The sequence below is a fragment of the Lysobacter sp. GCM10012299 genome, from assembly GCF_042649405.1.
In the GTDB taxonomy this organism is placed as follows: domain Bacteria; phylum Pseudomonadota; class Gammaproteobacteria; order Xanthomonadales; family Xanthomonadaceae; genus Lysobacter_J.
Genome location: NZ_JBHRZC010000001.1, coordinates 176,213 through 200,862 on the forward strand (window position 1 = coordinate 176,213; position 24,650 = coordinate 200,862).

Here is a 24,650-nt window from a genome sequence, read left to right on the forward strand (position 1 = left end):
TCGTCTCCTCTCAACGACGCCGTGCACCGCCACCCGAGCGCGCCGGGCGCGACATCTGCCGGCCGCCGCCACGTGCGCTGGATGGCCGCTGGGATGCGGAATAACTGCCGTGGCCGCGATTGGACGATGCGCGCGCCTGGCCCGGATTGCTGGCGCCGGAAAACGCGTTGTTCTGGCCACCGCGGTTGCCCTGGTATTGCTGGCGCGTACCCTGGCGGGCCTGCGCGTTGCGCTGCGTACTGCCTTGCGTGGCGCGGTTCTGCGCGCCCTGGCGCGACGCGGCATCGCGCGTGCCTGCCTGTTGCCGGTCCATCTGCCGCGAGGCCTGGCCGGCGCGATCGCGTGCCTCGCGGTTGCTCGCGGCGGGAGTATCGAAGCCGCGCTGCGACATCGATTGGCGCGCGCGTTCGCGGTCGGCGGAGCGTGCCGGATCGTGGCCGCGGAAGTTGTCGCGCTGCGCGGCGCCATCCTTCTGCCGGCCGAATTGCTCGCGGCTGTTGCGGTCGCGGTAGGGCACGCCGTCGCGGTTGGCCGAGTTATGGCGCCACGTGTTGTCGCCGCGGTTGATCTGGCGGTTGCTGTTGATGTTGTTGTAGCGGTTGACGTCGATGTCGATGTCGCCGTGGCCCCAGTTGAAGTTGCCCCACAACGAAGCGGTGATCGCCACGCCGGTGCCGAACGCCAGCCCCGCCCACAACGCGCTGCCGGGGTAGTAGTACGGCGAAGGCGGGTAGTAGTACGGCGGGTATGACGGATACGGCCAGGTGCCGTAGACCGTGGTCGAGTTGTAGGCCGGCACGTAGACGACCTGCGGGTCGGCCGGTTCGATGATGATCGTCGACGAGGCCGGTGCCGTCGTGGTGGTCGTCGTCGTCGTCGCTGCGGCCGGTTCGGTGCTGACCTTGAGCTGTTCGGTCGACTTCAGGTTGCCGGCGGCCTGCGCCTGGCGCCGAAGCCGCTGCACCGAGTCCATCACTTCATCGGGCTGGGCCAGGAACGCGTCGCCCATCCGCTGCACCCAGGCCGGATCCTTGCCGAGCGTGTCGAGCACCTGCGGGAACGCCACCAGCGACTGCACGCTCGGATCCCATGACTGGCTGCCGACCTGGCGCACGGCGTCGTCGCCCTTGGCGTCGGGATGCGCCTTGGACCACTTCACCGCATCGGCCACGTCGCCGGGGTAGGTGGACGCCATCAGCACCTGCGCGAGCAGCGAATCCGGATACAGCGCCAGTGGCGCCATCATCTGGTCGAGCTGTTCGGCGCTGAAGGCGTCGGAGGATGGCGTCGATGGCGTCGATGCAGCCTGCAGCGCGACGGGCGCAACGGCCTGGGGCGTGGCCCCGGCAGCGGCGACGAACAGCAGCAATGCCATCGGCAAGTGACGTGCGGAAATGCGCATTGGGATTCTCCAACCGCAAGGACGTCCGGGTTCGCCGCCGGCCATGACGGTCGGCAATGAATGTCGGCGCGGGGCGCTTCGGGCGCATCATAGGCTTCGCGCCGACGGCGACGTTCACATGGCGAACACAGTGGGCGCGTCCACGCGCCGCGCGAATGGATGGGCATCGGCCTGGTCACTGCAGGGTTGGCGGTCCTGGTTTTTCGACGCTAGCTGCTACCAGTCAGTGCCGGTGCCGGCCGGGTCGCGGTCCAGGAAGGCCAGGTAGAGGGCGAGTGCCACCGACCAGCTGATCGCCAGCGTCCACACATCGTGCGACAGGAAGTGCGCACCGCGCAGTTGCTGCGCGATGCCGAAGGCCAGCCCGGCGGCAAGCCCCACGACGAGCCCCGCCCAACGCCACCGCGGGCGAACCGCGGCGAAGAAGAAGTACAGCGCCACCCAGGCGTAGCCACCGCTCGCTCCGCCGGCGGGGAAGCAGGTGCCGCGGGTCAGGCCGATCGGCCGCAATTCCAGCAGGCGCACGTACTCGCGCGCGCCGCCGTAGCGGATCAGGTCCCACGGGCAATCCATGTTGGAAAAACTCTTGACCCAGGCGACCAGCGCTGCCGTCGCAGCCACACAGAGCAGCAGGTAGGCCAGCGGCCGCCGCCACGCCGACCATCCTGGTCGCTTGCGGATCACCAGCCAGGTGACCGCTACGCCCAACCAGGCCGCGAAGCTGAGATTGCGTCCGGCCTGGTGGATGAGTCGGTCGGTGATGAAGCCGCGGCGCAGCGTCCACGCGTGGCCCTGCCAGGCATAGACATGGTCGGCGACCCACTGGTCTCCGCCGAGGACCATCAGCAGCACCACCAGCACGGCGAAGGCGAGGAACGGGAGCCAGACGTGGGTCAGGAAGAAGTGGCGGCCGCGGAGCGAAGCAGGCTCCGGCTCGAGCAGGCGCTTCCCGCCGTCCACGCGCGACCGGGGTGTCGGCGAAGGACTGGTGTCGCCGGTGCGGCCAAAGAGGGGCGAGCGGAGTTTCATTCAGCCAGGGTGATGGGGTGTCAGCCTTCCGGCACCCACACGAAGCTGTCGCCCTGGGCCTTGAAGTGTCCCAGGCCCGGGAACGGGAAATGCACCGCGTAGATCCGCAGGTTGCCGGCGGCAGCGCGCTGCATCAGCGCGCGGCGGCTGGCCTGCGCCACCGGCGCATCCTGGTCGTACTGCACGGTCCATTCCGGACGCTGCACCGAGATCACGTGGTGGTGCGCCGCATCGCCGATATAGAGCAGGCGCTCGCTGCCCGACTGGATCTCGTATCCGCTGTGCCCGGGCGTGTGGCCGGCGACGTCGACGGCCGTGACCACGCCCGGCACCACGGCGGCACCCGGCTTGAAGGCCTCGACCTTCGGCGTCATCGCGGCCACGAGCGCGGCGGCATCCTTGTCCTTCTTCAGCGATTCCCATTCGGGCGCCGAGAGGTGGATGGTGGCGTTGGGGAACGCCAGTGTTCCGTCACGTGCCAGCAGGCCGCCGGTGTGGTCCTGGTGCTGGTGCGAAAGGAAGATGTCGGTGACCTGCGCCGGCTCCACGACAGCGGCGCGCAGCGACGCCTGCAGGCGTCCGGCGCGTGCCCAGGACACATCGCCGGCGCCAGTGTCGAACAGCAGGATCCGCGCGTCGCTGCGAACCAGTAGCGGCTGGATGCTCAGGTGCAGCACGTCGGTCGGCTGGCCCGCCGCGGTCAGCAGTGCGGCGACGTCTGCCGCCGGCTGGCCGACGGCGAAGGTCTTGCCGTCGTTGGCGACGTCGATGTCACCGTCCTTCAATGCGACCGCGTCGAGCGTGCCGATCCTGAAGCGGAAGGCATCCGGATTCGCCGCCGGCGCCGGCGTTGCAGCCGGAGCAGATGCGGCCGGTGCTGGCGCGGCAGCGGTGTCGGTCGTGGCTGGCTGCGGCTTGGAGCATCCGGCAAACAGCAAGGCGCACGTAAGCGCGGCGGCAAGGGCGGCAAGCGGGATGCGGATCATGCGGAGGCCTGCGGGCGTGAGGGGAGGGCGTGCCGTGGAGCCTATGCGCGTCTGCTGGCGTCGACAACAGCTCCCGGCTTTGCCTGAATCGTTCACGTTGGTGATAGCGCTCGCTTCGATGGCAAATCGGATAGCATCGGCCGCGGACCGGGGCAGCTGTCCCCGGCCATGGCTGGTTTTCGCCAGCCATCGCGGCACTGGCCAGGGGGCAAATGGACGTTTCCGATACCCGGGAAAACTTGGGACGATGGCGGGTGCCTGCCATCGCCGCAGGCATTCTTCTGATCGTCGTCGTGCCGTCCCTGTTCCTGCAGAACCTGTCGCGGGACAACCTCGCAGCGGCCGATGCGGTCGCGCACACGCATGAAGTGGAGTCCGCCCTCAGCGGCCTGGCGCTCAACGTCCGTGAAGTCGAATCGGCGTCGATGGTGGTGGTGCTCGGTGGCGACCTGCCGTTGGCGCGGCAGCGCATCGTCCAGGGACGCGAGCAGATCCCCGGACAGTTGCAGAAGCTGGCCGCGCTCACCGCCGACAATCCGCGCCAGCAGCTGCTGCTGGGCCGCCTGGGCGAATTGATCCAGCGCCGCCTGGAAGTGGTCGACCAGTTGCTCCTCACCGAAGCCGCCAGCGCCGGGCCGGTGGTCACGCCCCTGGTCACGCGTTTCCCCATCCGCGGCACCATTCGCGAGATGCTCGCCAACGAGCACGTGCTGCTCGACAAACGCATCGAGGACGCACAGCGCCAACGCGCCTGGGCGCGCTGGCTGGGCTGGGCCGCCATGCTGGTCCAGGTGCTGCTGCTGAGCCTGGTGACGTGGTTGCTCGGGCGGCAGGTGGCGAAGCGTTTGACCGCCGAGCGGCAGTCGCGCCAGGCCAGTGCGCGCGCACTGGCGGTGCTGCAGACCGTCCGCGAACCCATTGCATTGATCGATGCGGACCAGCGCGTGGTCATGCACAACGTCGCATTCGAGCAGCTCTATGGCAGGACCGGCGACGGCCAGCCCCTGGCGACCAATGCCGCATGGTCCGACGTCATGCTGCAGCAGCGCCTGGGCGATGTGCTTTCGCGCGGTCGCGAGCTGTGGGATTTCGAGCAGCTGCAGACCACGACCGACGGCATCCAGCGCACCGTGTTGATCAACGCCAGCCGGATGTCGCTGCCCGACCGCGGCGACGAAGTCGCGCTGTTGACCGTCAGCGACGTATCGGCACAGAAGGCGACGCAGCGGAAGATCAACGAGCTCAACCGCCAGCTCGAAGGCAAGGTCGACCAGGTGTCGGAAGTGAACCGCGAGCTGGAGGCCTTCAGCTATTCGGTTTCGCACGACCTGCGCGCGCCGCTGCGCCACGTGGCCGGCTTCTCGGACAAGCTGGCGCGCCATCTCGGCGATGACGCCGACGAAAAGAGCCTGCATTACCTGGGCATCATCGGCAATTCGGCCAAGCGCATGTCGCAGCTGATCGATGACCTGCTGGTGTACTCGCGTCTGGGCCGAAGCGCCTTGCGACTGCAGCCGGTCGACATGCAGTCGGCGGTGGACGAGACGCGGGCGATGCTCGATGCGAACCTGGCCGCGGACGGCAGTACGCAGCAGGTCTCGTGGAAGATCCAGCCACTCCCGATCGTGGTTGCCGACGAGAACATGATGCGCCAGGTCTGGCTCAACCTGCTCGGCAACGCGGTCAAGTACAGCGGCCACCGCGAGCGCAGCGAGGTGGAGGTATCGCACCAGCGCCTTGACGATGGCAGCCACGAGTTCAGCGTGCGCGACAACGGTGCCGGCTTCGACATGGCCTATGCCGGCAAGTTGTTCGGCGTGTTCCAGCGGCTCCACAAGGCCAGCGACTTTCCCGGCACGGGCATTGGCCTGGCCAGCGTCAAGCGCGTGCTCGCGCGGCATGGCGGCACCATCAGTGCGGCATCCGAGCCCGACCAGGGCGCCATTTTCCGATTCACCCTGCCGGCCGCGCTCGATGCGCTTCCGTCCACAACCGGACACATGCAATGACCGAATTCCGCACCATCCTGCTCGCAGAAGACAGCCACGCCGATGCCGAAATGGCCATCGACGCGCTGCGCGACGCCAAGCTGGTCAATCCCATCGTCCACGTCGAAGACGGTGTCGAGGCGATGGACTACCTGCATCGGCGCGGCCGCTTCGCCGACCGCGCCGACGGCCATCCGGCGGTGCTGCTGCTGGACATCAAGATGCCGCGCATGGACGGCCTGGAAGTGCTGCAGCAGATCCGTGCCGACGAGAAGCTCAAGCACATGCCGGTGGTGATCCTGTCGTCCTCGCGCGAGGAAACCGACCTCGCGGCCGGCTGGAACCTTGGCGTCAACGCCTACGTGGTCAAGCCGGTAGACGGCGACCAGTTCTTCCAGGCCGTGAAGGTGCTGGGCAAGTTCTGGGCGGTGATCAACGAACCGCCGGTGATGGACTGACATGGGATCGGCCGCGGATCCCAATGCGGATGCAATGCGCATCGTCCTGGTGGAGGACGATGCCGACGACGCCGAGCTGATATCGCTGCAGCTGACCGACGCCGGCCTGCGTGCCCGGTTCGTGCACGTGCAGTCGCCGTCGGAATTGCGCACGGCGCTGCAGGTTGGCGCGGATATGGTCGTGTCCGACGTATCGATGCCGGCGTTCAGCGGCTTCGATGCACTGGCCATCGTGCGCGAGTTCGATCCGGCGATTCCGTTCGTGCTGGTGTCGGGCGCGCATGAAGACGATGTGGCCGCACGCGCTGCCGCCTTGCGCGTGCAGGCCTATCACTTGAAGGAAGACGTGGCCGGCTTGCTGCACGCCGTCAGGCAGGCACCGCGGATGTCACCGTCGTGCCGGGAAGCTGCTGCCGCGCACGAGCGTCCGGCCCTCGAGAACTAGGACGCATTTCAGCAATCGTCGGCCCGGAACGCATCGCGCAGCCAGTTGAAGCGCGGCGCGTCCGGATCGCCCTCGGCTTCGATCACGTCGAAGCGGCAGGCACCATTGGCAAAGCGCCGGTTCCTGGCGAGGAAGGCCATGGCGGCGCGAACGAGCTTGCGGCGCTTGTGCACGTCAATCGAATCGGCGCCGCCGCCGAAGCGCGAACTGCGCCGGAAGCGGACCTCGACGAACACCAGCGTGGCGCCATCGAGCATCACCAGGTCGAGCTCGCCAACGCGGTAGTTGGCGTTGGCGGCTACATCGCGCAGTCCGGCATCGATGAGGTACTGGCGCGCGGCGGCTTCCACCGCTGCGCCACGGCTGCGCATGTCAGCGCTGGGAGGCGTTCAGCAGTGGCGTGGCGACGCCGGCGCTGAAGGTCGACCAGGCCGGCGTGCGCAGCACGTTGCCAAAACCATCCAGCCGCAGCGTGCCGGTGGCGCCGTCGATCTTGCCGTCGGCACCGGTGGCCAGTCGCTGCAGGTAGGCAGTGATCTGCCAGGCATCGAAGCCGAACGCGAACAGCCGCGCGGCGGCTCCCTTCGCGCTCGACAGCTGCGCGCCGACGTTGCTTGCCGGCGGCAGGCCGGCGACGCCGCGCGTGGTCCACACGTCGCTCGGGAAGACGATGCCGTCGAGGATGCGATCTTCTTCCGGCTTGCCCGTGCCCGACAGCACCTGCGAGGTGGCGACGCGCGGCTTGCCGGCGAGACCGGCCAGCGCCAGCTTCGGCATCAGCGTGCGTGCGTTGCTGCCCTTGATGGCGAGGAACACCGCGTCGACGCCGCCGGCTTTCTGTGCATACGGCGTGAGGTCGGCGATGCCTTCGCTGACCACGTCGGTGACTTCGCCGCCGCGTTCGACCAGGCGATCGCGCAGGCTGGTGACGGCACGCTGCTGGGTGTCGTCGCTGCCGCCGATCACCAGGACGCGGCGCGCGCCGCGGCCGAGCAGGTATTCGGCTGCGGCAATGCCTTCGTCTTCCGGCGACAGCGAGAAGCTGGCGTTGCCCGCAGGCGGCGAGACATCGCCGCGATTGAGCGCGAGCACCGGCACCGGCAGCGCGGCCTTGCCGAACAATGCATTGACTTCGTCGCGGCCGAGCGGGCCGATGACAAAATCATTGCCCTGCGACGCGGCCAGGTCGTACGCCGCGAGGGCGCCGCCGGTGGTGCCGGCGGTGTCGTAGAAGCTGATGTCGGGGCGGCGGCGCGTTTCGCCGTAGTAGCCGGCGAGGAGGCCATCGCGCACCGGCGTGGCCGGGACGGCGAGGGTGCCCGACATCGGCAGCAGCACCGCGAGCTTCACCGGCGGACGGTAGCCATCGCTGTCGGCCGGCGGGCGGTTGGCGGCATCGAACTGCCAGGCGCTGCGGTCGAACGGGCGCGGCAGCGGCAGGCCGCGGCGCAGCAGCGCCTGGCCGACATAGTTATAGAGCGGGTCGCCAGCGGCCAGGGCCGCAGCTTCGCGACTGAGGGTGGGGTTGTCGAGCTGTGCCAAGAGGCGCTCGATCTGGCGGTCGTTGGCGGTGCGCGCCGGTCCGGCCAGGGCGGCGCCGCTGCGGGCCAGTTCCCCGGCCTGCATGATCGTGGCATTGCGGCTGGCCTGCGACGTCGTGCCGGTGTGGCTGACCGTGGCGCAACCGCCGAGCAGTGCGGTGCTGATTGCCGCGGCGAAGATCCATTTCATCGCCCATCGATTCGAAGCTAGGCTCATCGGCATGCTTTCGCCGCGACGCGGCGTTCCTGAGGGACCGGTTAGGATTCTACCCGGCCCCACCGCAGACGCACGATGCCTACGTCCCAAGCAGCAAATCTCCCACCTCCGGGAATCCTCCATGTCGTGGCTACGCCGATCGGCAACCTTGGCGATCTTTCGGCGCGCGCGCTGGAGACCCTGAAGACGGTGAGCGCGATCTGCGCCGAGGACACCCGCCACACCCGCCAGCTGTTGTCGCATTTCGGCCTGGAGCGCCCATTGCTGGCCTTGCACCAGCACAACGAGGACGCCCAGGTGGAGCAGCTGGTGGCGCGCCTGCGTGCAGGGGAATCGCTGGCGCTGGTGTCCGATGCGGGCACGCCGCTGGTGAGCGACCCCGGTTTTCGCCTGGTCCGTGCCGCGCGCGCGGCCGGGATTCGCGTGTCGCCGGTGCCGGGGGCCTGCGCGGCGATCGCCGCGCTGAGCGTTGCCGGCGTGCCGAGCGATCGATTCGTCTTCGAGGGATTCCTGCCGGCCAAGGGTTCGGCGAGGCGCGAGCGGCTGTCGCGACTGGCGGGTGAGCCGCGCACGTTGATCTTCTACGAGTCGGCGCACCGCATCGAGGAGTCCCTCGAGGACCTGGCCGCGGCATTCGGCGAAGCGCGCGCAGCGGTGGTGGGGCGCGAGCTGACCAAACTGTTTGAAACGGTCCTCGACGGCAGCCTGGGCGAATTGAAGGCACGCGTGGCGGCCGACCCCAACCAGCGCAAGGGCGAATTCGTGGTGATCGTGGAGGGCGCCGGCGACGACGCCGATGCCAGCATCGCCGAGGGCCGGCGCCTGTACGCCAAGCTCAGCGAGCACCTCAAGCCCTCGCAGGCCGCCAAACTGGCCGCCGAACTGAGCGGTGCCCCGCGCAAGGCGCTCTACAACTCCGACGAAGGCTGATGACTGGCAACGTCCATGGATTCCCGCCTTCGCGGGAATGACGTGAGTGCAGTGATGCGCCGGTGCCAAAGACGAAACCACAGCCCCCTTTAGTAAAGGGGGCGCCGCGGCAGCGGCAGGGAATTGGAGGTCAACTGAGTCGGGGCCCAAGGTTTGCGCAGCAAATCTTGGGGTTTATTCAAACGCGAAGCGTTAGAATAAGCACGGCGGAGTCGGCCAGGCAGTCGCGTCATCCTTTCGGGGGTGCCGAGGAAAGTCCGGGCTCCACAGGGCACGGTGCCAGGTAACGCCTGGGCGGCGCAAGCCGACGGAAAGTGCAACAGAGAGCAGACCGCCGAACGGCGTCGCAAGACGTGCGTGGTAAGGGTGAAACGGTGCGGTAAGAGCGCACCGCGAGTCTGGCAACAGACCGGCACGGCAAACCCCACCGGGAGCAAGACCAAATAGGGAGGCAATGCCGCGGCCCGCGGTGTCTCCGGGTAGGTTGCTTGAGCGTAGCGGCGACGCTGCGCCTAGAGGAATGACTGTCCTAGACAGAACCCGGCTTACAGGCCGGCTCCGCCGCTCTTTTCGCGCATTGCGCGAAAAGAGCCCCAAGTTGCTGCGCAACTCGGGCCCCGGGCTTTTTGCCTCCAATTCCCTGCCGCTGCCGCGGCGCCCCCTTTACTAAAGGGGGCTGTGGCTTCGCTGCTCGTGTCCGGGACGCTGGCCGGATCGCTCCCTTCTCCCCTTGTGGGAGAAGGTGCCCGAAGGGCGGATGAGGGGATGGCTTTTCGGGCCCATAGACATCGTCGATTCATCCTGGGGATGTGATCGGTGTCGCAAATGGGGCCGGTGGTGCTGCGGAGCAGCATCGGCAAAGTGCCTGGGGTCGGCTTTGCGCGGGGTGGCGCCTGGGGCCCTTCCAGTTTCAAAAAATGAGACTAAACAAAGGCTAGTGGATAAGTCTTGAATAAGACTGTGAAGTTCGCTGCAAGCCCTTGATGCGACTGGCGAAATTGTCTCTCCAAACTTGTTGACAACCCTGTGGGGCGTGCCTAAGGTGGGCATCTGAGGGAAAACCGGGTTTTTTGTGGTTTTTCAGTGACCAAGCCGCCCGCTTAGAGGTGGCCCCAACCAGGTGCTGAATGTTCCAGGGTGAGACCGCCATCACGATCGACGACAAGGGCCGGCTGGCGGTGCCCACCGTCTACCGTGACGCCGTCGCGCGCGAATGCGGCAACCGCCTGGTCATCACCTACAACCCCTTCGAGTCCGGCTCGCTGTACGTCTATCCGCTGGCCATCTGGGAACGCGTCCGCGACCAGGTCAACGCCCTGCCCAAGGCCAAGAAGGTCAACCGCAGCATGCAGTTGAAGCTGGTCGGCGCAGCGACCTTCGTCGAGCTCGACGGCAATGGCCGCATCAGCATTCCCGCCAGCCATCGCGCTGCCGTGGGCATCGAGAAGAAGGCCGTGCTGCTGGGCATGGGCGACAAGTTCGAACTGTGGAGCGAGCAAGCGCACCACGCGCAGATCCGTCAGACCATTTCTGACGACGATCTGAGCGAGGAGCTTCTCGACCTGCAGCTGTGACGGTGGGTGGCATGGGGCGCGGCGCGCTTTCCGGCCACCTTCCCGTGATGTACGCGCAGGTGCTGGACGGCCTGAACGTGCGCGGGAACGGAACGTACCTGGATGGCACGTTCGGGCGCGGCGGCCATGCGCGTGGCGTGCTGGAACAACTCGGCCCCGGAGGCCGGCTGCTGGTCATGGACAAGGATCCCGAAGCGATTGCCGTTGCCGAACGCGAGTTCGCCGCGGACCCGCGCGTGGCGATCTACCGTGGCAGCTTCGCCGAACTGGCGCAGTGGAATGAAACCGCTGCCGGCCTCGACGGCATCCTGTTCGACCTGGGCGTGTCGTCGCCGCAGCTCGATGTCGCCGAGCGCGGCTTCAGCTTCGGCAAGGACGGCCCGCTCGACATGCGCATGGATCCCGACAGCGGGCTCAGTGCAGCGCAATGGCTGGCCCAGGCCGACGAGCGCGAGATCGCCGACGTGCTGTGGACCTACGGCGAAGAGCGCATGAGCCGCAAGATCGCCCGCACCATCGTCGCTCGTCGCAGCGAACAGCCGCTGCTGCGCACCGCGCAGCTGGCCGACCTGATCGCCTCGGTGATGCCGCGCGGCGACAGCAAGATCCATCCGGCCACGCGCAGCTTCCAGGCGATCCGCATCTTCATCAACCGCGAGCTGGCCGATCTCGAGATCGGCCTCGACGCGGCGTTGGCGCGCCTCAAGCCCGGTGGCCGCCTGGCGGTGATCAGCTTCCACTCGCTCGAAGACCGCATCGTCAAGCAGTTCATCCTGCGCCACAGCAAGGCGCCGCCGGCCAATCGCCGCATGCCGGTGGAAGTGGCGTTCACGCCGGTGCTGATGGCGATCGGTGGCGCGCAGAAGGCCTTCGACGAGGAAACCTCGGTCAATCCGCGCGCCCGCAGTGCGGTGCTGCGCGTGGCCGAGATGCTGCCGGTCGATGGCAAGGAGGCGGCATGAGCATCACCCGCCTGCTGGTGAGCGTGCTGGTGGTGGCCAACGTCGTCTCGGCCCTGGCGGTCGTGGAAGCGCGTCACCAGCACCGCCAGCTGTTCGTCCAGCTCAGCCGCCTGGAGCGTGCGCGTGACGAACTCAACATCGAGTTCGGCCGGTTGCAGCTCGAGCAGGCCACCTGGGCGGAAAGCAACCGCATCGACCAGGTCGCGCGCGATCGCCTCGGCATGAAGTTTCCGGAAGGCGCCGAAACCGTGGTGATCCGCCCATGACCGGTCGCAACGCCAAGCCCGCCGGCCGCACCAGCCCGCTCGAGCGGCTGCTCGCGCTGCGCGAGAAGTTCGGCGGCGGCGATCGCGACCGTGTCGCCGGCAAGGGCCGCGGCCGCGCCTCGTTCAACCTGCGCAACCGCCTGCTGATCGTCGGCAGCGCGCTGGGCGTGTGCTCGATCGCGCTGGTCGCGCGTGCGCTCGACCTGCAGGTCATCAGCAACGACTTCTACCGCCAGCAGGGCGATGCCCGTTCGCTGCGCGAGATTCCGATCCCGACCTCGCGCGGCATGATCACCGACCGCAACGGCGAGCCGCTGGCGGTGTCGACGCCGGTCGAGTCGATCTGGGCGAACCCGCAGGAACTGCTGGCCAATCCGACCCGCATCCCGCAGCTGGCCAAGGCGCTGGGCGTTTCGACCGAAGCGCTGACGCGCAAGCTCAGCCAGCGCGCCGACAAGGAATTCGTCTACCTCAAGCGCCGGATCAATCCGGACGAGGCGCGTCGGATCCTCGCGCACAAGACCCCGGGCGTGTTCTCGCAGCGCGAGTTCCGTCGCTTCTACCCGCAGGGTGAGGCGATGTCGCACATCCTGGGTTTCACCAACATCGACGACCTGGGCCAGGAAGGCCTGGAGCTGGCGTTCGACGATTGGCTGCGCGGCAAGCCCGGCGCCAAGCGCGTGATCCGCGACGGTGCCGGCCGGATTGTCGAGAGCGTCGACCTGGTCAAGCCGGCCGAGCCGGGCCACGACCTGACCCTGACCATCGATCGCCGCATCCAGTACCTGGCCTTCCGCGAGCTGCGCGGCACGCTGCAGCGCACCGGCGCGAGCAGTGGCTCGGTGGTGGTGCTCGACATCGCCACCGGCGAAGTGCTGGCGATGGCCAACCTGCCGACCTACAACCCCAATGCGCTCAGCGTCGGCAACCCCGACACGCATCGCAACCGCGCCGTCACCGACGTGATCGAGCCGGGCTCGACGATGAAGCCGCTGACCGTCGCCGCCGCGCTCGAGGCCGGCGTGATCACCGCGCATTCGACCTTCGACACCAACCCGGGCTGGATGCCGAACGGTCGCTATCGCACCACCGACCACCGCAACTACGGTGTGCTCGACACGACCGGCGTGATCACCAAGAGCTCCAACATCGGCGCAGCCAAGATCGTGGCGCGGATCCCGAGCCAGCGGTACTACGACTTCCTGCACCGCTTCGGCTACGGCCGCAAGACCAACAGTGGCTTCCCCGGCGAGTCGTCGGGCGTGCTCGCGCCGCCGTCGCGCTGGAGCGGTACGACCAAGCAGACCATGTCCTACGGTTACGGCCTGTCGGCCACGCCGCTGCAGATCGCCCAGGCCTATGCGGCGCTCGGCAATGGCGGCCGCCTGATTGCGCCGACGTTCGTGAAGGGCGGCGAGCAGCACGAGCCGGTGCAGGTGCTCGATCCGGCGATCTCCGGCCAGATCATGCGGATGATGCAGACCGTGACCGAACCGGGCGGCACCGCCACGCAGGCGGCGATCCTGGGCTACCACGTCGCAGGCAAGACCGGCACCGCGCGCAAGTTCAACGACACCGGCGGTTATTCGCGCCGCTACGTGTCGTTCTTCGCCGGCGTGGTTCCGGTCAACAACCCGCGCTTCTCGATGGTGGTGGTCGTCAACGATCCCGATCCGGCGAAGGGCTACTACGGCGGTTTCGTCTCCGGCCCGGTGTTCAAGAACGTCATGGAAGGCGCGCTGCGCCTGATGGACGTCGCACCCGACGACATCGACACCTGGATGGCGGCGCAGGCCGAAGCCGAGGCCAAGCGCGCCAAGGCCAACGGCGGCAAGCCGTCCGGCGCGGTGCTGCCGGCACCGGCGCAGGTGGCCGCATTGCCCGTCTCGACGGGCGTCGTGGCCACGCCGGGAGGTGGCCGATGAGCGGCCTGATGAAGCTGGCCGAACTGCTGCCCGATGTCGCCGGCATACCTCCGCAGCTGCAGATCAGCGGACTGGTGCTGGATTCGCGCGCGGTCCTGCCGGGTTACGCATTCGTCGCCATCGCCGGTTTCGGCGCGCATGGCCTGCGCTTCGTCGACCAGGCGCGCGCGGCCGGTGCCAGCGCGATCCTGTTCGAGCCGCCGGCGCCGGAAGACCTGCCGGCGCCTGCCGATACCATCGCCGTGCCGGGCCTGCGTTCGCGCCTGGGCGAGATGGGCGATGCCTTCCACGGCCGCGCTACTGCCGCCATGGACGTGGTCGGCGTCACCGGCACCAATGGCAAGACCTCCACGGTGCAGCTGCTCACGCAGGCCTGGCACCTGCTCGGCATCCGCAGCGGCAGCGTCGGCACGCTCGGCGCCGGCCTGTTCGGCGCGGTCGTGCCGACCGGCTTCACCACGCCGCTGGTGCTGCAGACGCACGAGCTGCTGGCGCAGATGCGCGACCAGGGCGCGCAGGCCATCGCCATGGAAGCCAGCTCGCACGCGCTCGACCAGGGCCGCGTCGATGGCGTGCACTTCGATGTCGCAGTGTTCACCAACCTCACGCGCGACCACCTCGACTACCACGGCGACATGGCCAGCTACGGCGCCGCCAAGGCACGCCTGTTCGCGTGGCCGGGCCTGTCGGCGGCGGTGATCAACCTCGACGACGAGTTCGGCCGCGAGCTGATCGCGACACTGCCGCAAGGCGTGCGCGCCATCGGCCTGAGCTCGCGCGGCGCGCAAGACGCGACGCTGCTGGCGCAGTCGCTGCGCTTCGACAATGCCGGCATCGGTTTCGAACTGGTGCACGAAGGCGAGGCCCACCCGGTGAGCTCGCCGCTGCTGGGCCGTTTCAATGTCGACAACCTGCTGGCGGTCGCCGGCACGCTGCTGGCACTGGGCGAGCAGCCGGCACGGATCGCGCAGGTGCTGTCGCAGCTGCAGCCGATCCACGGTCGCATGAACCGCCTCGGCGGCGATGGCGTGCTGCCGCTGGTGGTGATCGATTACGCGCACACGCCCGATGCCCTCGAGCAGGCGCTGACCTCCTTGCGCGCCCACGTGCAGGAACGCCTGCTGTGCGTGTTCGGCTGCGGTGGTGATCGCGATCGCGGCAAGCGCCCGCAGATGGCCGCCATCGCCGAGCGCCATGCCGACGTGGTGATCGTCACCGACGACAACCCGCGTTTCGAGAACGGCGACATCATCGTCGACGACATCATGGCCGGCTTCGACAATCCCGCGCTGGTCAGCGTGCAGCGCGACCGCGCCGCGGCGATCGCGCGCGCGGTCGGCATGGCCGGCCCCAACGACATCGTGCTGGTGGCCGGAAAGGGCCATGAGCCTTACCAGGACATCCAGGGCGTGCAGTACCCCTTCGACGATACCCAGGTCGCGCGTGCGGCCCTGGAGGCCCGGGCATGAAGCCGCTGCATCTGTCCGAGGTCGCGCGCATGACCGGTGGCCGCCTGCATGGCGCCGACGCGGTGGTGGCGACTGTCGCCACCGACACGCGCGCGTTGCCGCAGGGCGGCGCGGTGCTGTTCATCGCACTCAAGGGCGAGCGCTTCGATGGGCACGACCACGTGGCATCGCTGCCGGCCGACAAGGTCGCCGCGGTGCTGGTGTCGCGCCAGATCGACACGGCGATTCCGCAGGTGATCGTCGCCGATACCCAGCGTGCGCTGGCCGACCTGGCCGCGGCCGTGCAGCGCGCCCGCATCGAGAGCGGCAACGGCGAGAAGATCGTCGCCATCACCGGCAGCAACGGCAAGACCAGCGTCAAGGCACTGACGCTGGCGATCCTGGAGCGCGTCGGCCCGACCTACGCCACGCCGGGCAACCGCAACAACGAGATCGGCCTGCCGCTGGCCGTGCTCGATGCGCCCGAGGGCGTGCAGTTCTCGATCTACGAGATGGGCGCCGGCCAGCCGGGCGACATCGCTTACCTGACCGCGGTCGTCCGCCCCGACGTCTCGGTGGTCAACAACGTCGCGCCGGGCCATCTGGAGCGCATGGGCAGCCTGCTCGGCGTTGCCGACACCAAGGCCGCGATCTACGACGCACTGCCGCCCACTGGCGTGGCCGTGATCAACGCCGACGATGCTTTCGCGCCGTACTTCGCCGAGCGCGCACACGGTCGCCGGCTGGTTCGCTTCGGCCTGGATGCCAGCGCCGACATCACCGCACTCAACATCCAGCCGCAGGGCGATGGCTCTCGCTTCACCCTGGTGACGCCGGAAGGCGAGGGCACGATCACGCTGGCGCTGCCCGGCCGCCACAACGTCCGCAATGCGATGGCCGCGGCCGCGCTCGCGCTGGGCGTGGGTGCGCCGCTGCAGGCCGTCATCGATGGCCTCAGCGCCGCCCGGTCGGTGCCCGGTCGCCTGATCACGCGCCACCTCGACAACGGCGCGGTGCTGATCGACGACAGCTACAACGCCAATCCCGGTTCGCTTGCCGCCGCCATCGACACGTTGTCTGAAGGCGGTGGCGAAGCCTGGCTGGTGCTCGGCGACATGCGCGAGCTGGGCGTCGATGCCGAGGCGATGCATGCCGAAGCCGGCCGCCGCGCCAAGAGCGCGCGCATTGCCCGGCTGTTCACGCTGGGCCCGTACAGCGCGGCCGCCGCCGCGGCCTTCGGCGAGGGCGCCATGCATTTCGAAAGCCACGACGCGCTGGCCGACGCCCTGCGCGCGCAGTTGCACCAAGGAGTTCGCGTGCTGGTGAAGGGTTCGCGCGGCAGCGCGATGGATCGGATCGTGACGGCGTTGGCCGGCACGGACAAGAAGGGGAATCCCGATGCTGCTTGAACTCACTCGCTGGCTGGAACAACTGCAGAGCCTGTTCGGTCTTTTCAGTTACCTGACCTTCCGCGGCATTCTCAGCGCGCTGACCGCGCTGGCGCTGTCGCTGTGGTGGGGCCCGGCGGTGATCCGTCGCCTCGGCCAGCTCAAGGGCGGCCAGCCGATCCGCAAGGACGGCCCGCAGTCGCACTTCTCCAAGGCCGGCACGCCGACCATGGGCGGTGCGCTGATCCTGATCACGGTGATGGCCTCGGTGCTGCTGTGGGGCGACCTGCGCAACAAGTACGTCTGGACCGTGCTGCTGGTGATGCTCGCCTTCGGCGCGATCGGCTGGTACGACGACTGGATCAAGATCGTGCGCCGCGACCCGAACGGACTGAAGTCGCGCTGGAAGTACCTGGCGCAGTCGGTGTTCGGCCTTGCCGCCGGCCTGTACCTCTATCTGTATGCCGACGTGCCGGCGGCGACGACCTTCTATGTGCCGTTCTTCAAGTCGATCGCGCTGCCGCTGGCCGGCATCGGCTTCGTGGCCATCGCCTACTTCTGGATCGTCGGCTTCTCCAACGCGGTCAACCTGACCGACGGTCTCGACGGCCTGGCGATCATGCCCACGGTGCTGGTCGCCTGCGCGCTGGGCATCTTCGCCTACGCGTCGGGCCATGCCGAGTTCTCCAAGTACCTGCAGATTCCGGCGGTGCCGGGTGCCGGTGAGCTGGTGATCATCTGCGCGGCCATTGCCGGCGCCGGCCTGGGCTTCCTGTGGTTCAACACCTACCCGGCCATGGTGTTCATGGGCGACATCGGCGCGCTCGCGCTGGGCGCCGTACTCGGCACGATCGCGGTCATCGTGCGCCAGGAACTGGTGCTGGTGATCATGGGCGGCATCTTCGTCATCGAGACGCTGTCGGTGATGATCCAGGTGGGCTCGTTCAAGCTCACCGGCAAGCGCGTGTTCCGCATGGCGCCGATCCACCATCACTTCGAGCTCAAGGGCTGGCCGGAGCCGCGCGTGATCGTGCGCTTCTGGATCATCTCGGTGGTCCTCGTCCTGGTCGGCCTGGCGACGTTGAAGGTGCGCTGATGACCGACCTCTCGACCACTCGCCAGGCAACCCGCCTCGACGCCATCGGCGGCCACTTCGATCCGTGGCTGCTGGGCATCTCGTGCGCGCTCGCCTGCCTGGGCGTGGTCATGGTCGGCTCGGCATCGATCGGCGTCGCCGACGGTCACGACGTCGGTCCGTTCTACTTCCTGAGCCGCCACGTCGTGTTCCTCGCCATCGGCCTGGTCATGGCGCTTTGGGTGATGCGCACCGAGCTCAAGACCATCGAGCAGCACAACCAGTGGCTGCTGCTGGTCTGCTTCGTGCTGCTGATCGCGGTGTTCGTGCCCGGCATCGGCCGCAGCGTCAACGGCGCGCGCCGCTGGTTGAACCTGGGCGTGTCGAACTTCCAGGCGGTCGAGGCGGTGAAGCTGCTCTACATCGTCTGGCTGGCCAGCTACCTCAAGCGTTACAGCGAGGAAGTCACCGCTACCTGGGGCGCGATGCTCAAGCCGATCGGCGTCGCCGTCGGGCTGGTGGTGCTGTTGCTGCTGCAGCCGGACTTCGGTTCGTCGTCGCTGATCCTGGCCGTCACCGCCGGCATGCTCGTGCTCGGTGGCGTCAACATGCCGCGCATGTTCGGCCCGGTGCTGATCGGCCTGCCGGTGCTGGCGATCGTGGCCATCGCCGAGCCCTACCGCGTCACCCGCCTGACCTCGTTCCTCGATCCGTGGCAGGACCCGTTCAAGACCGGCTACCAGCTGACCAACGCCCTGATGGCAGTAGGTCGCGGCGAATGGATCGGCGTCGGCCTCGGCGCATCGGTGCAGAAGCTGTCGTACCTGCCGGAGGCGCATACCGACTTCATCATGGCCGTGATCGCCGAAGAGTTCGGCTTCCTCGGCGTGTGCACGGTGGTTGCGCTGTACGCCGGCCTGGCCGGCCGCGCGTTCTGGCTGGGCCTGAAGTGCGTCGAGATGCGTCGCCATTTCGCTGGCTACTGCGCTTTCGGCATCGCGCTGTGGATGAGCCTGCAGAGCTTCGTCTCGATCGGCGTCAACCTCGGCCTGCTGCCGACCAAGGGCCTGACGCTGCCGATGGTGTCCTACGGCGGCTCGAGCGTGATCATGACCTGCGCCGCACTGGGCCTGCTGCTGCGCGTGTCCTACGAACTCGACCGCGCCCAGCGCCAGGTCGCCCGCGTGCGCAACGAAACCACGCCGCCGCCGGTCGCTTCGCCGTCGCCGACGACGCCTGCTCCGGCGCCCGTGGCCGCAGCGCATGCCAAGCGCGGCGACGTGCGCGGCACCAGCCGCCTGCGCCAGCGCGTTGAACCCACCCTCGGGAGGATCGCATGAAGGTTGCCGCGACCGACTCCGACCTGCATCCGGTGATGATCCTCGCCGGCGGCACCGGTGGGCATATCTTCCCGGGCCTGGCCGTCGCGCGCGAACTCAAGGAACGCGGCGTGCCGGTGCTGTGGCTCGGCGCCGAAGGCGGCATGGAAACGCGCCTGGTGCCGCAGCACGACATCGCCATCGACACGATCGCGGTCAGCGGCATGCGCGGCAAGGGCATCACCACGATGCTGGCGACGCCGTTCCGCCTGATCGGCGCCGTGCGTGCCGCGTTGCAGACGCTGCGCGAGCGCCAGCCGCGTGCCGTTGTCAGCTTTGGCGGCTATGCGGCCGGCCCCGGTGGCATCGCCGCGCGCATCGCCGGCATCCCGCTGCTCGTGCACGAACAGAACCGCGCGCCCGGCCTGACCAACCGCGTGCTGGCGCGCTTCGCCCGGCACGTGCTCACGGGTTTCCCGGGCACGTTCCCGAACCTCAAGGAAGAAGTGGTCGGCAATCCGGTGCGCAGCGAGATCGCCGCGGTGATGCCGCCGAGCGGTCGCTTCGCCACGCGCACTGGCCCGATCCGCCTGCTCGTGCTTGGCGGCAGCCAGGGTGCGCGCGCATTGAACACGGCGATGCCCAAGGCCATCGCCGGCCTGCGCGGGCGCCTGGCCTGCGAAGTGCGACACCAGAGCGGCGAGAAGATGCGCGAGGAAGCCGAGCAGGCGTACGCCAAGGCCGGCGTCAATGCATCGGTCGAGCCGTTCATCGCCGACATGGCCGCGGCCTATGGCTGGGCCGACCTGGTGATCTGCCGCGCCGGCGCGCTGACGCTGGCCGAGTTGTGCGCGGTCGGTGTCGGCAGCGTGCTGGTGCCGTTCCCGCAGGCGGTCGACGACCACCAGACCAAGAACGCGCAGTACCTGGTCGATCGCGGCGCTGCGTTCCTGGTGCCGCAGGGCATCGGCAACGACCTCGGCGACCGCATCTCGGCCACGATCGAAATCCTCGGCGAGCGCGGCGCATTGCTGCAGCTGGCGCAAAGCGCGCACGCGATCGCCAGGCCCGACGCCGCCAAGCGCGTCGCCGATGCCGTCATGGAGGTCGTGCCGTGATCGCACTGGCTCAGTTCACTCCCATCAAGTTCTCCGGAAACACGCCATGAGTACCGCCCTGCGTCGCCGCCTGCAGCACACCGGCGACCTCGCCAAAGCATTCCCGCGCGTGCACTTCGTCGGCATCGGCGGCGTCGGCATGAGCGGCATTGCCGAAGTGATGGGCACGCTGGGCTACCAGGTCTCCGGTTCGGACAACGCCGACAACGCCGTGACGCGCCGCCTGGCCGCGCTCGGCATCAACGTGCAGCGCGGTCACGCCGCGGCGAACGTGCTCGGTGCCGACTGCGTCGTGGTGTCCAGCGCGATCCGCGCCGACAACCCCGAGCTGATGGAAGCGCGCGCACAGCGCATCCCGGTGGTGCCGCGCGCGGAGATGCTGGCCGAGCTGATGCGCTTCAAGCGCGGCATCGCGGTGGCCGGCACGCACGGCAAGACCACCACCACGTCGCTGGCGGCCAGCGTGCTCGCCGAGGGCGGCATCGACCCGACCTTCGTGATCGGTGGGCAGCTGCTTGCCGCCGGCGCCAACGCACGCCTGGGCACCGGCGACTGGCTGGTTGCCGAGGCCGATGAAAGCGATGGCAGCTTCCTGCGCCTGAATCCGCAGATCGCCATCGTCACCAACATCGATGCCGATCATCTGGAGAACTACGGCGGCGACTTCGCCAACGTCCAGTCGGCGTTCGAGGAATTCATGCACCGCCTGCCGTTCTACGGCCTGGCGGTCCTGTGCATCGACGACCCGGAAGTGGCGGCGCTGGCGGCAAAGACGCCGCGCCACGTCATGACCTACGGCTTCAGCGATGTGGCCGACGTGCGTGCCGAGGACGTCGAGCAGGACGGCCCGAACATGCGCTTCACCCTGTGCCTGCCCGATGCGACGCGCACGCCGGTGACGCTGGCGCTGCCGGGCCGGCACAACGTACAGAACGCGCTGGCTGCCGCTTCGGTGGCATGGCAGCTGGGCGTCAGTGCCGAAGCAATCGCGCGCGCGCTGGCCGGGTTCGCCGGCGTCGGCCGCCGCTTCAACCTGCTCGGCAGCCCGACCACGGCCAAGGGCGCGAAGGTGCAACTGGTGGATGACTACGGCCACCACCCGAAAGAGCTCGAGGCGGTGTTCGCCGCCGCGCGTGGCGGCTGGTCCGACAAGCGCCTGGTCGTGGCCTTCCAGCCGCACCGCTATAGCCGCACCCGCGACCTGTTCGACGAGTTCGCCGCGGTGCTGTCCAGCGTCGACGTGCTGGTGCTGACCGAGGTCTATCCGGCCGGCGAAGCACCGATTGCCGGTGCCGATGCCAAGTCGCTGGCGCGTGCGATCCGCGCGCGCGGCCGCATCGATCCCATCGTCGTCAGCGGCGCCGGCGCCCTCGCCAGCGTGCTGCCGGACGTGCTCAACGACGGTGACCTGCTGCTGATGATGGGCGCCGGCGACATCGGCTACGCCGCGCAGCAGATCGCAGCCAACGGATTCAACGGAACCTCGAACGGATCCTCCAATGGATCCACCAACGGAGACAGGAAGTGAGCGCGCAGTTCCCGATCGGTCCGGCCCAGGTCAGCGATCCCGCCGTGTTCGGCCGCGTTGCCGTGCTCATGGGCGGCACCAGCGCCGAGCGCGAGGTCTCGCTCGACTCCGGTCGCAACGTGCTCGAGGCGCTGCGCTCGCGCGGCATCGACGCGTTCGCGGTCGACGGTATTCCGGCCCTGGTCGACGCGATCCGCGCCGGCAGTGTCGATCGCGTGTTCAACATCCTGCACGGCAACAAGGGCGGCGGCGAAGACGGCGTCCTGCAGGGCCTGTGCGAGGCACTCGGCGTGCCGTACACCGGTTCCAGCGTGCTCGGCTCGGCGCTGACCATGGACAAGATCCGCACCAAGCAGGTGTGGCTGAGCGAAGGCCTGCCGACGCCGCGCTACGTGCGCCTGTCGCCGGGTGCCGACGTGCATGCCGCCGCGCGCGAACTCGGCCTGCCGGTGTTCATCAAGCCGTCGAGCGAAGGCTCCAGCGTCGGTGTGTCGCGCGTGCTCGCCGACGCCGACCTCGATGCCGCCGTCGAGCATGCCGCCCACTACCCGGGCGAGCTGCTGATGGAGCAGCTGATCGATGGCGAGGAACTGACCGTGCCGATGCTGCTCATCGGTGGCCGCCACGTGGCGCTGCCGTCGATCCGCATCGTCCCCAAGGGCGAGTGGTACGACTACCACGCCAAGTACATCGCCGACGACACGCAGTACCTGTGCCCGGGCCTGGAAGGCGCCGAGGAAGACACCATCCGCCGCCTGGCGCAGGAGGCCTTCGTCTCCGCCGGTTGCCACGGCTGGGGCCGCGTCGACTTCATGCGCGACCGCGGCACCGGCGCGCTGTATCTGCTCGAAGTGAACACCGCCCCGGGCATGACCAGCCACTCGCTGGTGCCCAAGGCTGCGCGCCAGGTCGGCATCGAGTTCGATGAACTGTGCTGGCGCGTGCTCGAGTCGAGCCTCGCCCAGGCTGCCGGAGGTGCATCGGCGTGAACGCCATGCTTCGCCTCGTTGGCTGGATCCTCGCGCTGGCACTGGTCGTGCTGCCGATCGTGGCCGTGCTCAACGGCTGGATCGGTGCGAGCCAGTGGCCGCTGCAGAAGCTGCGCGCTACCGGCCAGTTCGAGCGCGTCGACGAGGCGCTGCTGCGCCGCACGGTCATGCCGTATGCGCAACGCGGATTCTTTGCCGTCGACCTAGCCGCGGCGCAGGACGCGGTGTCGAAGCTGCCGTGGGTCGAGCACGCACAGGTGCGCAAGCGCTGGCCGGACGTGCTGGAAGTGATCGTGGTCGAGCACCGTCCGTTCGCGCGCTGGGACAAGGACCTGTTGCTGTCGCAGCAGGGCAAGCTGTTCCCGGCCAAGGGCGTCGAAGTGCCGGCGGGCCTGCCGCAACTGGGCGGCCCTCACACGCGCGTGGCGGAAGTGGTGGAGCTCTACAACGAATCGCGCGCGCAGTTCGCGCCGATCGGCCTGGACGTGAAGGAAATCGCGCTCGATCCGCGCGGCAGCTGGACGCTCGGCCTCGACAACGGCGCGCAGATCGTGGTCGGACGCAGCGAAGCGCGCGCACGCATCGGACGCTTCGTGCGCCTGATGCCGCAGCTGATGGCGCAGCAGACGCAGGTGCTCAAGCGCGCCGACCTTCGCTACACCAATGGTTTTGCACTGACGTGGGCGCCGGTCCCGGCGCCGGCGGCCGTGCCGCAGCAACCGCAAGGACAAATATGAATCGCAAGGGCGACAAGTCGCTGATCGTTGGACTCGACATCGGCACCTCGAAAGTGGTGGCGCTGGTCGGCGAGTATTCGCCGGGCAACCCGATCGAGGTGATCGGCATTGGTTCGCACGAGTCGCGCGGGCTCAAGCGCGGCGTGGTCGTCGACATCGAATCGACCGTGCAGTCGATCCAGCGCGCGATCGAGGAAGCCGAGCTGATGGCCGGCTGCGAGATCCGCTCGGTCTACGCCTCGATCTCCGGCAACCACGTGCAGTGCCGCAACTCGCAGGGCATTGCCCCGATCCGCGACGGCGAGGTCACCTACGGCGATCTCGACCGCGTGCTCGAAGCCGCCAAGGCCGTGGCCATCCCCGCCGACCAGAAGATCCTGCACGCGATCCCGCGCGACTACGTGCTCGACGATTCGCAGGACGGCATCCGCAACCCCGTCGGCATGACCGGCGTGCGCCTGGAGGTGCATGCGCACCTGGTGGTGTGCGCGCAGTCGGCCGCGGCCAACATCAGCAAGTGCGTGCAGCGCTGCGGCCTGCAGATCGATGACCTCGTCCTCAGCGTGCTGGCCTCCAGCCAGGCCGTGCTGACCTCCGACGAGCGCGAGCTCGGCGTGATCCTGGTCGACATCGGCGCGGGCACCACCGACATCGCCGTGTTCGTCGGCGGTGCGATCGCGCACAGCGCGAGTCTGCCGATCGCCGGCGACAAGGTCACCGAAGACATCGCCCACATGCTGCGCACGCCGACGCCGGAGGCGGAGCAGATCAAGGTCCGCTACGCCTGCGCGCTGGCGCAGATGGCGACCGCCGAGGAGTCGATCCAGGTGCCCAGCGTGGGCGACCGTCCGCCGCGGCGCATGCCGCGCGCCTCGCTGGCGCAGGCGGTGCAGGCGCGCTACGAGGAAATCTTCGAGATGGTCCAGGCCGAACTGCGCCGCAGCGGCTTCGAGCACCACGTCCGCGCCGGCATGGTCCTGACCGGCGGCGCGGCAAAGATGGAAGGCGTGGTCGAGCTGGCCGAGGAAATGCTGCAGATGCCGGTGCGCGTGGGCATCCCGCAGCACGTGACCGGTCTTGGCGAAGTGGTCGGCAACCCGGTGCATGCCACCGGCGTGGGCCTGTTGTTGATGGGCAGCCAGATCGAGCACCCGCGTCGCCCGGTGATCTCCACCGGTCGCGCCGGCAGCTTCTTCAGCAAGCTCAAGAACTGGTATCGCGGCGAGTTCTGACGATGGTCAGGACCGCGGCAAACACGGGTTGGACAAGCGGGCAGGCGAGGCGAAGGCGAAGAGCGGCAGGCAGCACCCAGTATTTCGAAAGCA

Annotated in this window: 21 protein-coding genes, 1 other RNA gene and 1 pseudogene; 18 read left to right on the forward strand and 5 right to left on the reverse strand. The window is 68.5% G+C overall.

Annotated elements, in window-relative coordinates; translation table 11 throughout:
* Positions 1-10: 10 nt before the first annotated feature.
* The 3 genes from ACFOPO_RS00910 to ACFOPO_RS00920 all read right to left on the reverse strand — a co-directional run bounded on the left by ACFOPO_RS00910 (position 11) and on the right by ACFOPO_RS00920 (position 3,417).
* Positions 11-1,402, reverse strand: coding sequence for a DUF3300 domain-containing protein (locus ACFOPO_RS00910; RefSeq protein WP_386700010.1), 1,392 nt, complete (start codon positions 1,400-1,402; stop codon positions 11-13).
* A 216-nt stretch (positions 1,403-1,618) separates the two neighbouring features.
* On the reverse strand, positions 1,619-2,431 hold the full coding sequence (locus tag ACFOPO_RS00915; protein ID WP_386700012.1) for a phosphatase PAP2 family protein: 813 nt from the start codon (positions 2,429-2,431) through the stop codon (positions 1,619-1,621).
* Positions 2,432-2,451: 20 nt separating this feature from the next.
* A complete protein-coding gene (locus ACFOPO_RS00920; RefSeq protein WP_386700013.1) occupies positions 2,452-3,417 on the reverse strand; it encodes an MBL fold metallo-hydrolase in 966 nt (321 codons plus the stop codon).
* Positions 3,418-3,629: 212 nt separating this feature from the next.
* Here ACFOPO_RS00920 and ACFOPO_RS00925 point away from each other — a divergent pair, with 212 nt between their 5' ends.
* The 3 genes from ACFOPO_RS00925 to ACFOPO_RS00935 are packed head-to-tail and all read left to right on the forward strand — an operon-like array spanning position 3,630 to position 6,308.
* The gene (locus ACFOPO_RS00925) at positions 3,630-5,426 is read left to right on the forward strand and encodes an ATP-binding protein (RefSeq protein WP_386700014.1); all 1,797 of its coding nucleotides are present in this window, start codon (positions 3,630-3,632) and stop codon (positions 5,424-5,426) included.
* Positions 5,423-5,863 carry a response regulator gene (locus tag ACFOPO_RS00930; RefSeq protein ID WP_386700015.1) on the forward strand — a complete coding sequence of 147 codons (441 nt, stop codon included), beginning with the start codon at positions 5,423-5,425 and terminating at the stop codon, positions 5,861-5,863. The genes ACFOPO_RS00925 and ACFOPO_RS00930 overlap by 4 nt, the downstream gene beginning before the upstream one ends.
* A gap of 34 nt (positions 5,864-5,897) precedes the next feature.
* Positions 5,898-6,308 carry a response regulator gene (locus ACFOPO_RS00935; RefSeq protein WP_386700017.1) on the forward strand — a complete coding sequence of 137 codons (411 nt, stop codon included), beginning with the start codon at positions 5,898-5,900 and terminating at the stop codon, positions 6,306-6,308.
* 8 nt (positions 6,309-6,316) lie between these two features.
* On the opposite strand, the gene ACFOPO_RS00940 is transcribed toward ACFOPO_RS00935, so the two are convergent.
* Positions 6,317-6,679, reverse strand: coding sequence for a YraN family protein (locus ACFOPO_RS00940; RefSeq protein WP_386700019.1), 363 nt, complete (start codon positions 6,677-6,679; stop codon positions 6,317-6,319).
* Between the two features lies 1 nt (position 6,680).
* Positions 6,681-7,928: pseudogene (locus tag ACFOPO_RS00945) on the reverse strand (penicillin-binding protein activator); the annotation flags it as partial.
* Between the two features lie 213 nt (positions 7,929-8,141).
* Here ACFOPO_RS00945 and rsmI point away from each other — a divergent pair.
* The 15 genes from rsmI (at position 8,142) to ftsA (ending at position 24,557) form a co-directional block, all read left to right on the forward strand.
* Positions 8,142-8,996, forward strand: a complete 855-nt coding sequence (rsmI, locus tag ACFOPO_RS00950) for a 16S rRNA (cytidine(1402)-2'-O)-methyltransferase (protein ID WP_386700021.1) — start codon at positions 8,142-8,144, stop codon at positions 8,994-8,996.
* 208 nt (positions 8,997-9,204) lie between these two features.
* Positions 9,205-9,560, forward strand: an RNA gene (rnpB, locus tag ACFOPO_RS00955) — RNase P RNA component class A.
* 563 nt (positions 9,561-10,123) lie between these two features.
* Complete coding sequence (gene mraZ, locus ACFOPO_RS00960; protein WP_241918490.1) at positions 10,124-10,570, forward strand: division/cell wall cluster transcriptional repressor MraZ; 447 nt, start codon at positions 10,124-10,126, stop codon at positions 10,568-10,570.
* An 11-nt stretch (positions 10,571-10,581) separates the two neighbouring features.
* Complete coding sequence (rsmH, locus tag ACFOPO_RS00965) at positions 10,582-11,532, forward strand: 16S rRNA (cytosine(1402)-N(4))-methyltransferase RsmH (protein WP_386700022.1); 951 nt, start codon at positions 10,582-10,584, stop codon at positions 11,530-11,532.
* A gap of 2 nt (positions 11,533-11,534) precedes the next feature.
* Positions 11,535-11,798 carry a cell division protein FtsL gene (ftsL, locus tag ACFOPO_RS00970; protein ID WP_386701221.1) on the forward strand — a complete coding sequence of 88 codons (264 nt, stop codon included), beginning with the start codon at positions 11,535-11,537 and terminating at the stop codon, positions 11,796-11,798.
* Positions 11,795-13,723, forward strand: coding sequence for a peptidoglycan D,D-transpeptidase FtsI family protein (locus ACFOPO_RS00975; protein WP_386700023.1), 1,929 nt, complete (start codon positions 11,795-11,797; stop codon positions 13,721-13,723). The genes ftsL and ACFOPO_RS00975 overlap by 4 nt, the downstream gene beginning before the upstream one ends.
* On the forward strand, positions 13,720-15,192 hold the full coding sequence (locus tag ACFOPO_RS00980) for a UDP-N-acetylmuramoyl-L-alanyl-D-glutamate--2,6-diaminopimelate ligase (protein WP_386700024.1): 1,473 nt from the start codon (positions 13,720-13,722) through the stop codon (positions 15,190-15,192). The genes ACFOPO_RS00975 and ACFOPO_RS00980 overlap by 4 nt, the downstream gene beginning before the upstream one ends.
* Entirely contained in the window at positions 15,189-16,580 is a 1,392-nt protein-coding gene (gene murF / locus ACFOPO_RS00985) for a UDP-N-acetylmuramoyl-tripeptide--D-alanyl-D-alanine ligase (protein ID WP_386700026.1), read from the forward strand. Before ACFOPO_RS00980 ends, murF begins: the two co-directional genes overlap by 4 nt.
* Positions 16,570-17,655: a phospho-N-acetylmuramoyl-pentapeptide-transferase gene (gene mraY, locus ACFOPO_RS00990; protein ID WP_386700027.1), complete on the forward strand. Its 1,086-nt coding sequence runs from the start codon at positions 16,570-16,572 to the stop codon at positions 17,653-17,655. Before murF ends, mraY begins: the two co-directional genes overlap by 11 nt.
* Complete coding sequence (gene ftsW / locus ACFOPO_RS00995) at positions 17,655-18,974, forward strand: putative lipid II flippase FtsW (RefSeq protein ID WP_386700028.1); 1,320 nt, start codon at positions 17,655-17,657, stop codon at positions 18,972-18,974. Before mraY ends, ftsW begins: the two co-directional genes overlap by 1 nt.
* Positions 18,971-20,071: an undecaprenyldiphospho-muramoylpentapeptide beta-N-acetylglucosaminyltransferase gene (murG, locus tag ACFOPO_RS01000; RefSeq protein ID WP_386700030.1), complete on the forward strand. Its 1,101-nt coding sequence runs from the start codon at positions 18,971-18,973 to the stop codon at positions 20,069-20,071. Before ftsW ends, murG begins: the two co-directional genes overlap by 4 nt.
* A gap of 46 nt (positions 20,072-20,117) precedes the next feature.
* Positions 20,118-21,599, forward strand: coding sequence for a UDP-N-acetylmuramate--L-alanine ligase (murC, locus tag ACFOPO_RS01005; RefSeq protein ID WP_386700032.1), 1,482 nt, complete (start codon positions 20,118-20,120; stop codon positions 21,597-21,599).
* A complete protein-coding gene (locus ACFOPO_RS01010) occupies positions 21,596-22,588 on the forward strand; it encodes a D-alanine--D-alanine ligase (protein ID WP_386700033.1) in 993 nt (330 codons plus the stop codon). The genes murC and ACFOPO_RS01010 overlap by 4 nt, the downstream gene beginning before the upstream one ends.
* The gene (locus ACFOPO_RS01015) at positions 22,585-23,325 is read left to right on the forward strand and encodes a cell division protein FtsQ/DivIB (RefSeq protein WP_386700034.1); all 741 of its coding nucleotides are present in this window, start codon (positions 22,585-22,587) and stop codon (positions 23,323-23,325) included. Before ACFOPO_RS01010 ends, ACFOPO_RS01015 begins: the two co-directional genes overlap by 4 nt.
* The gene (ftsA, locus tag ACFOPO_RS01020) at positions 23,322-24,557 is read left to right on the forward strand and encodes a cell division protein FtsA (protein ID WP_386700036.1); all 1,236 of its coding nucleotides are present in this window, start codon (positions 23,322-23,324) and stop codon (positions 24,555-24,557) included. The genes ACFOPO_RS01015 and ftsA overlap by 4 nt, the downstream gene beginning before the upstream one ends.
* The last annotated feature ends 93 nt before the right edge of the window (positions 24,558-24,650 follow it).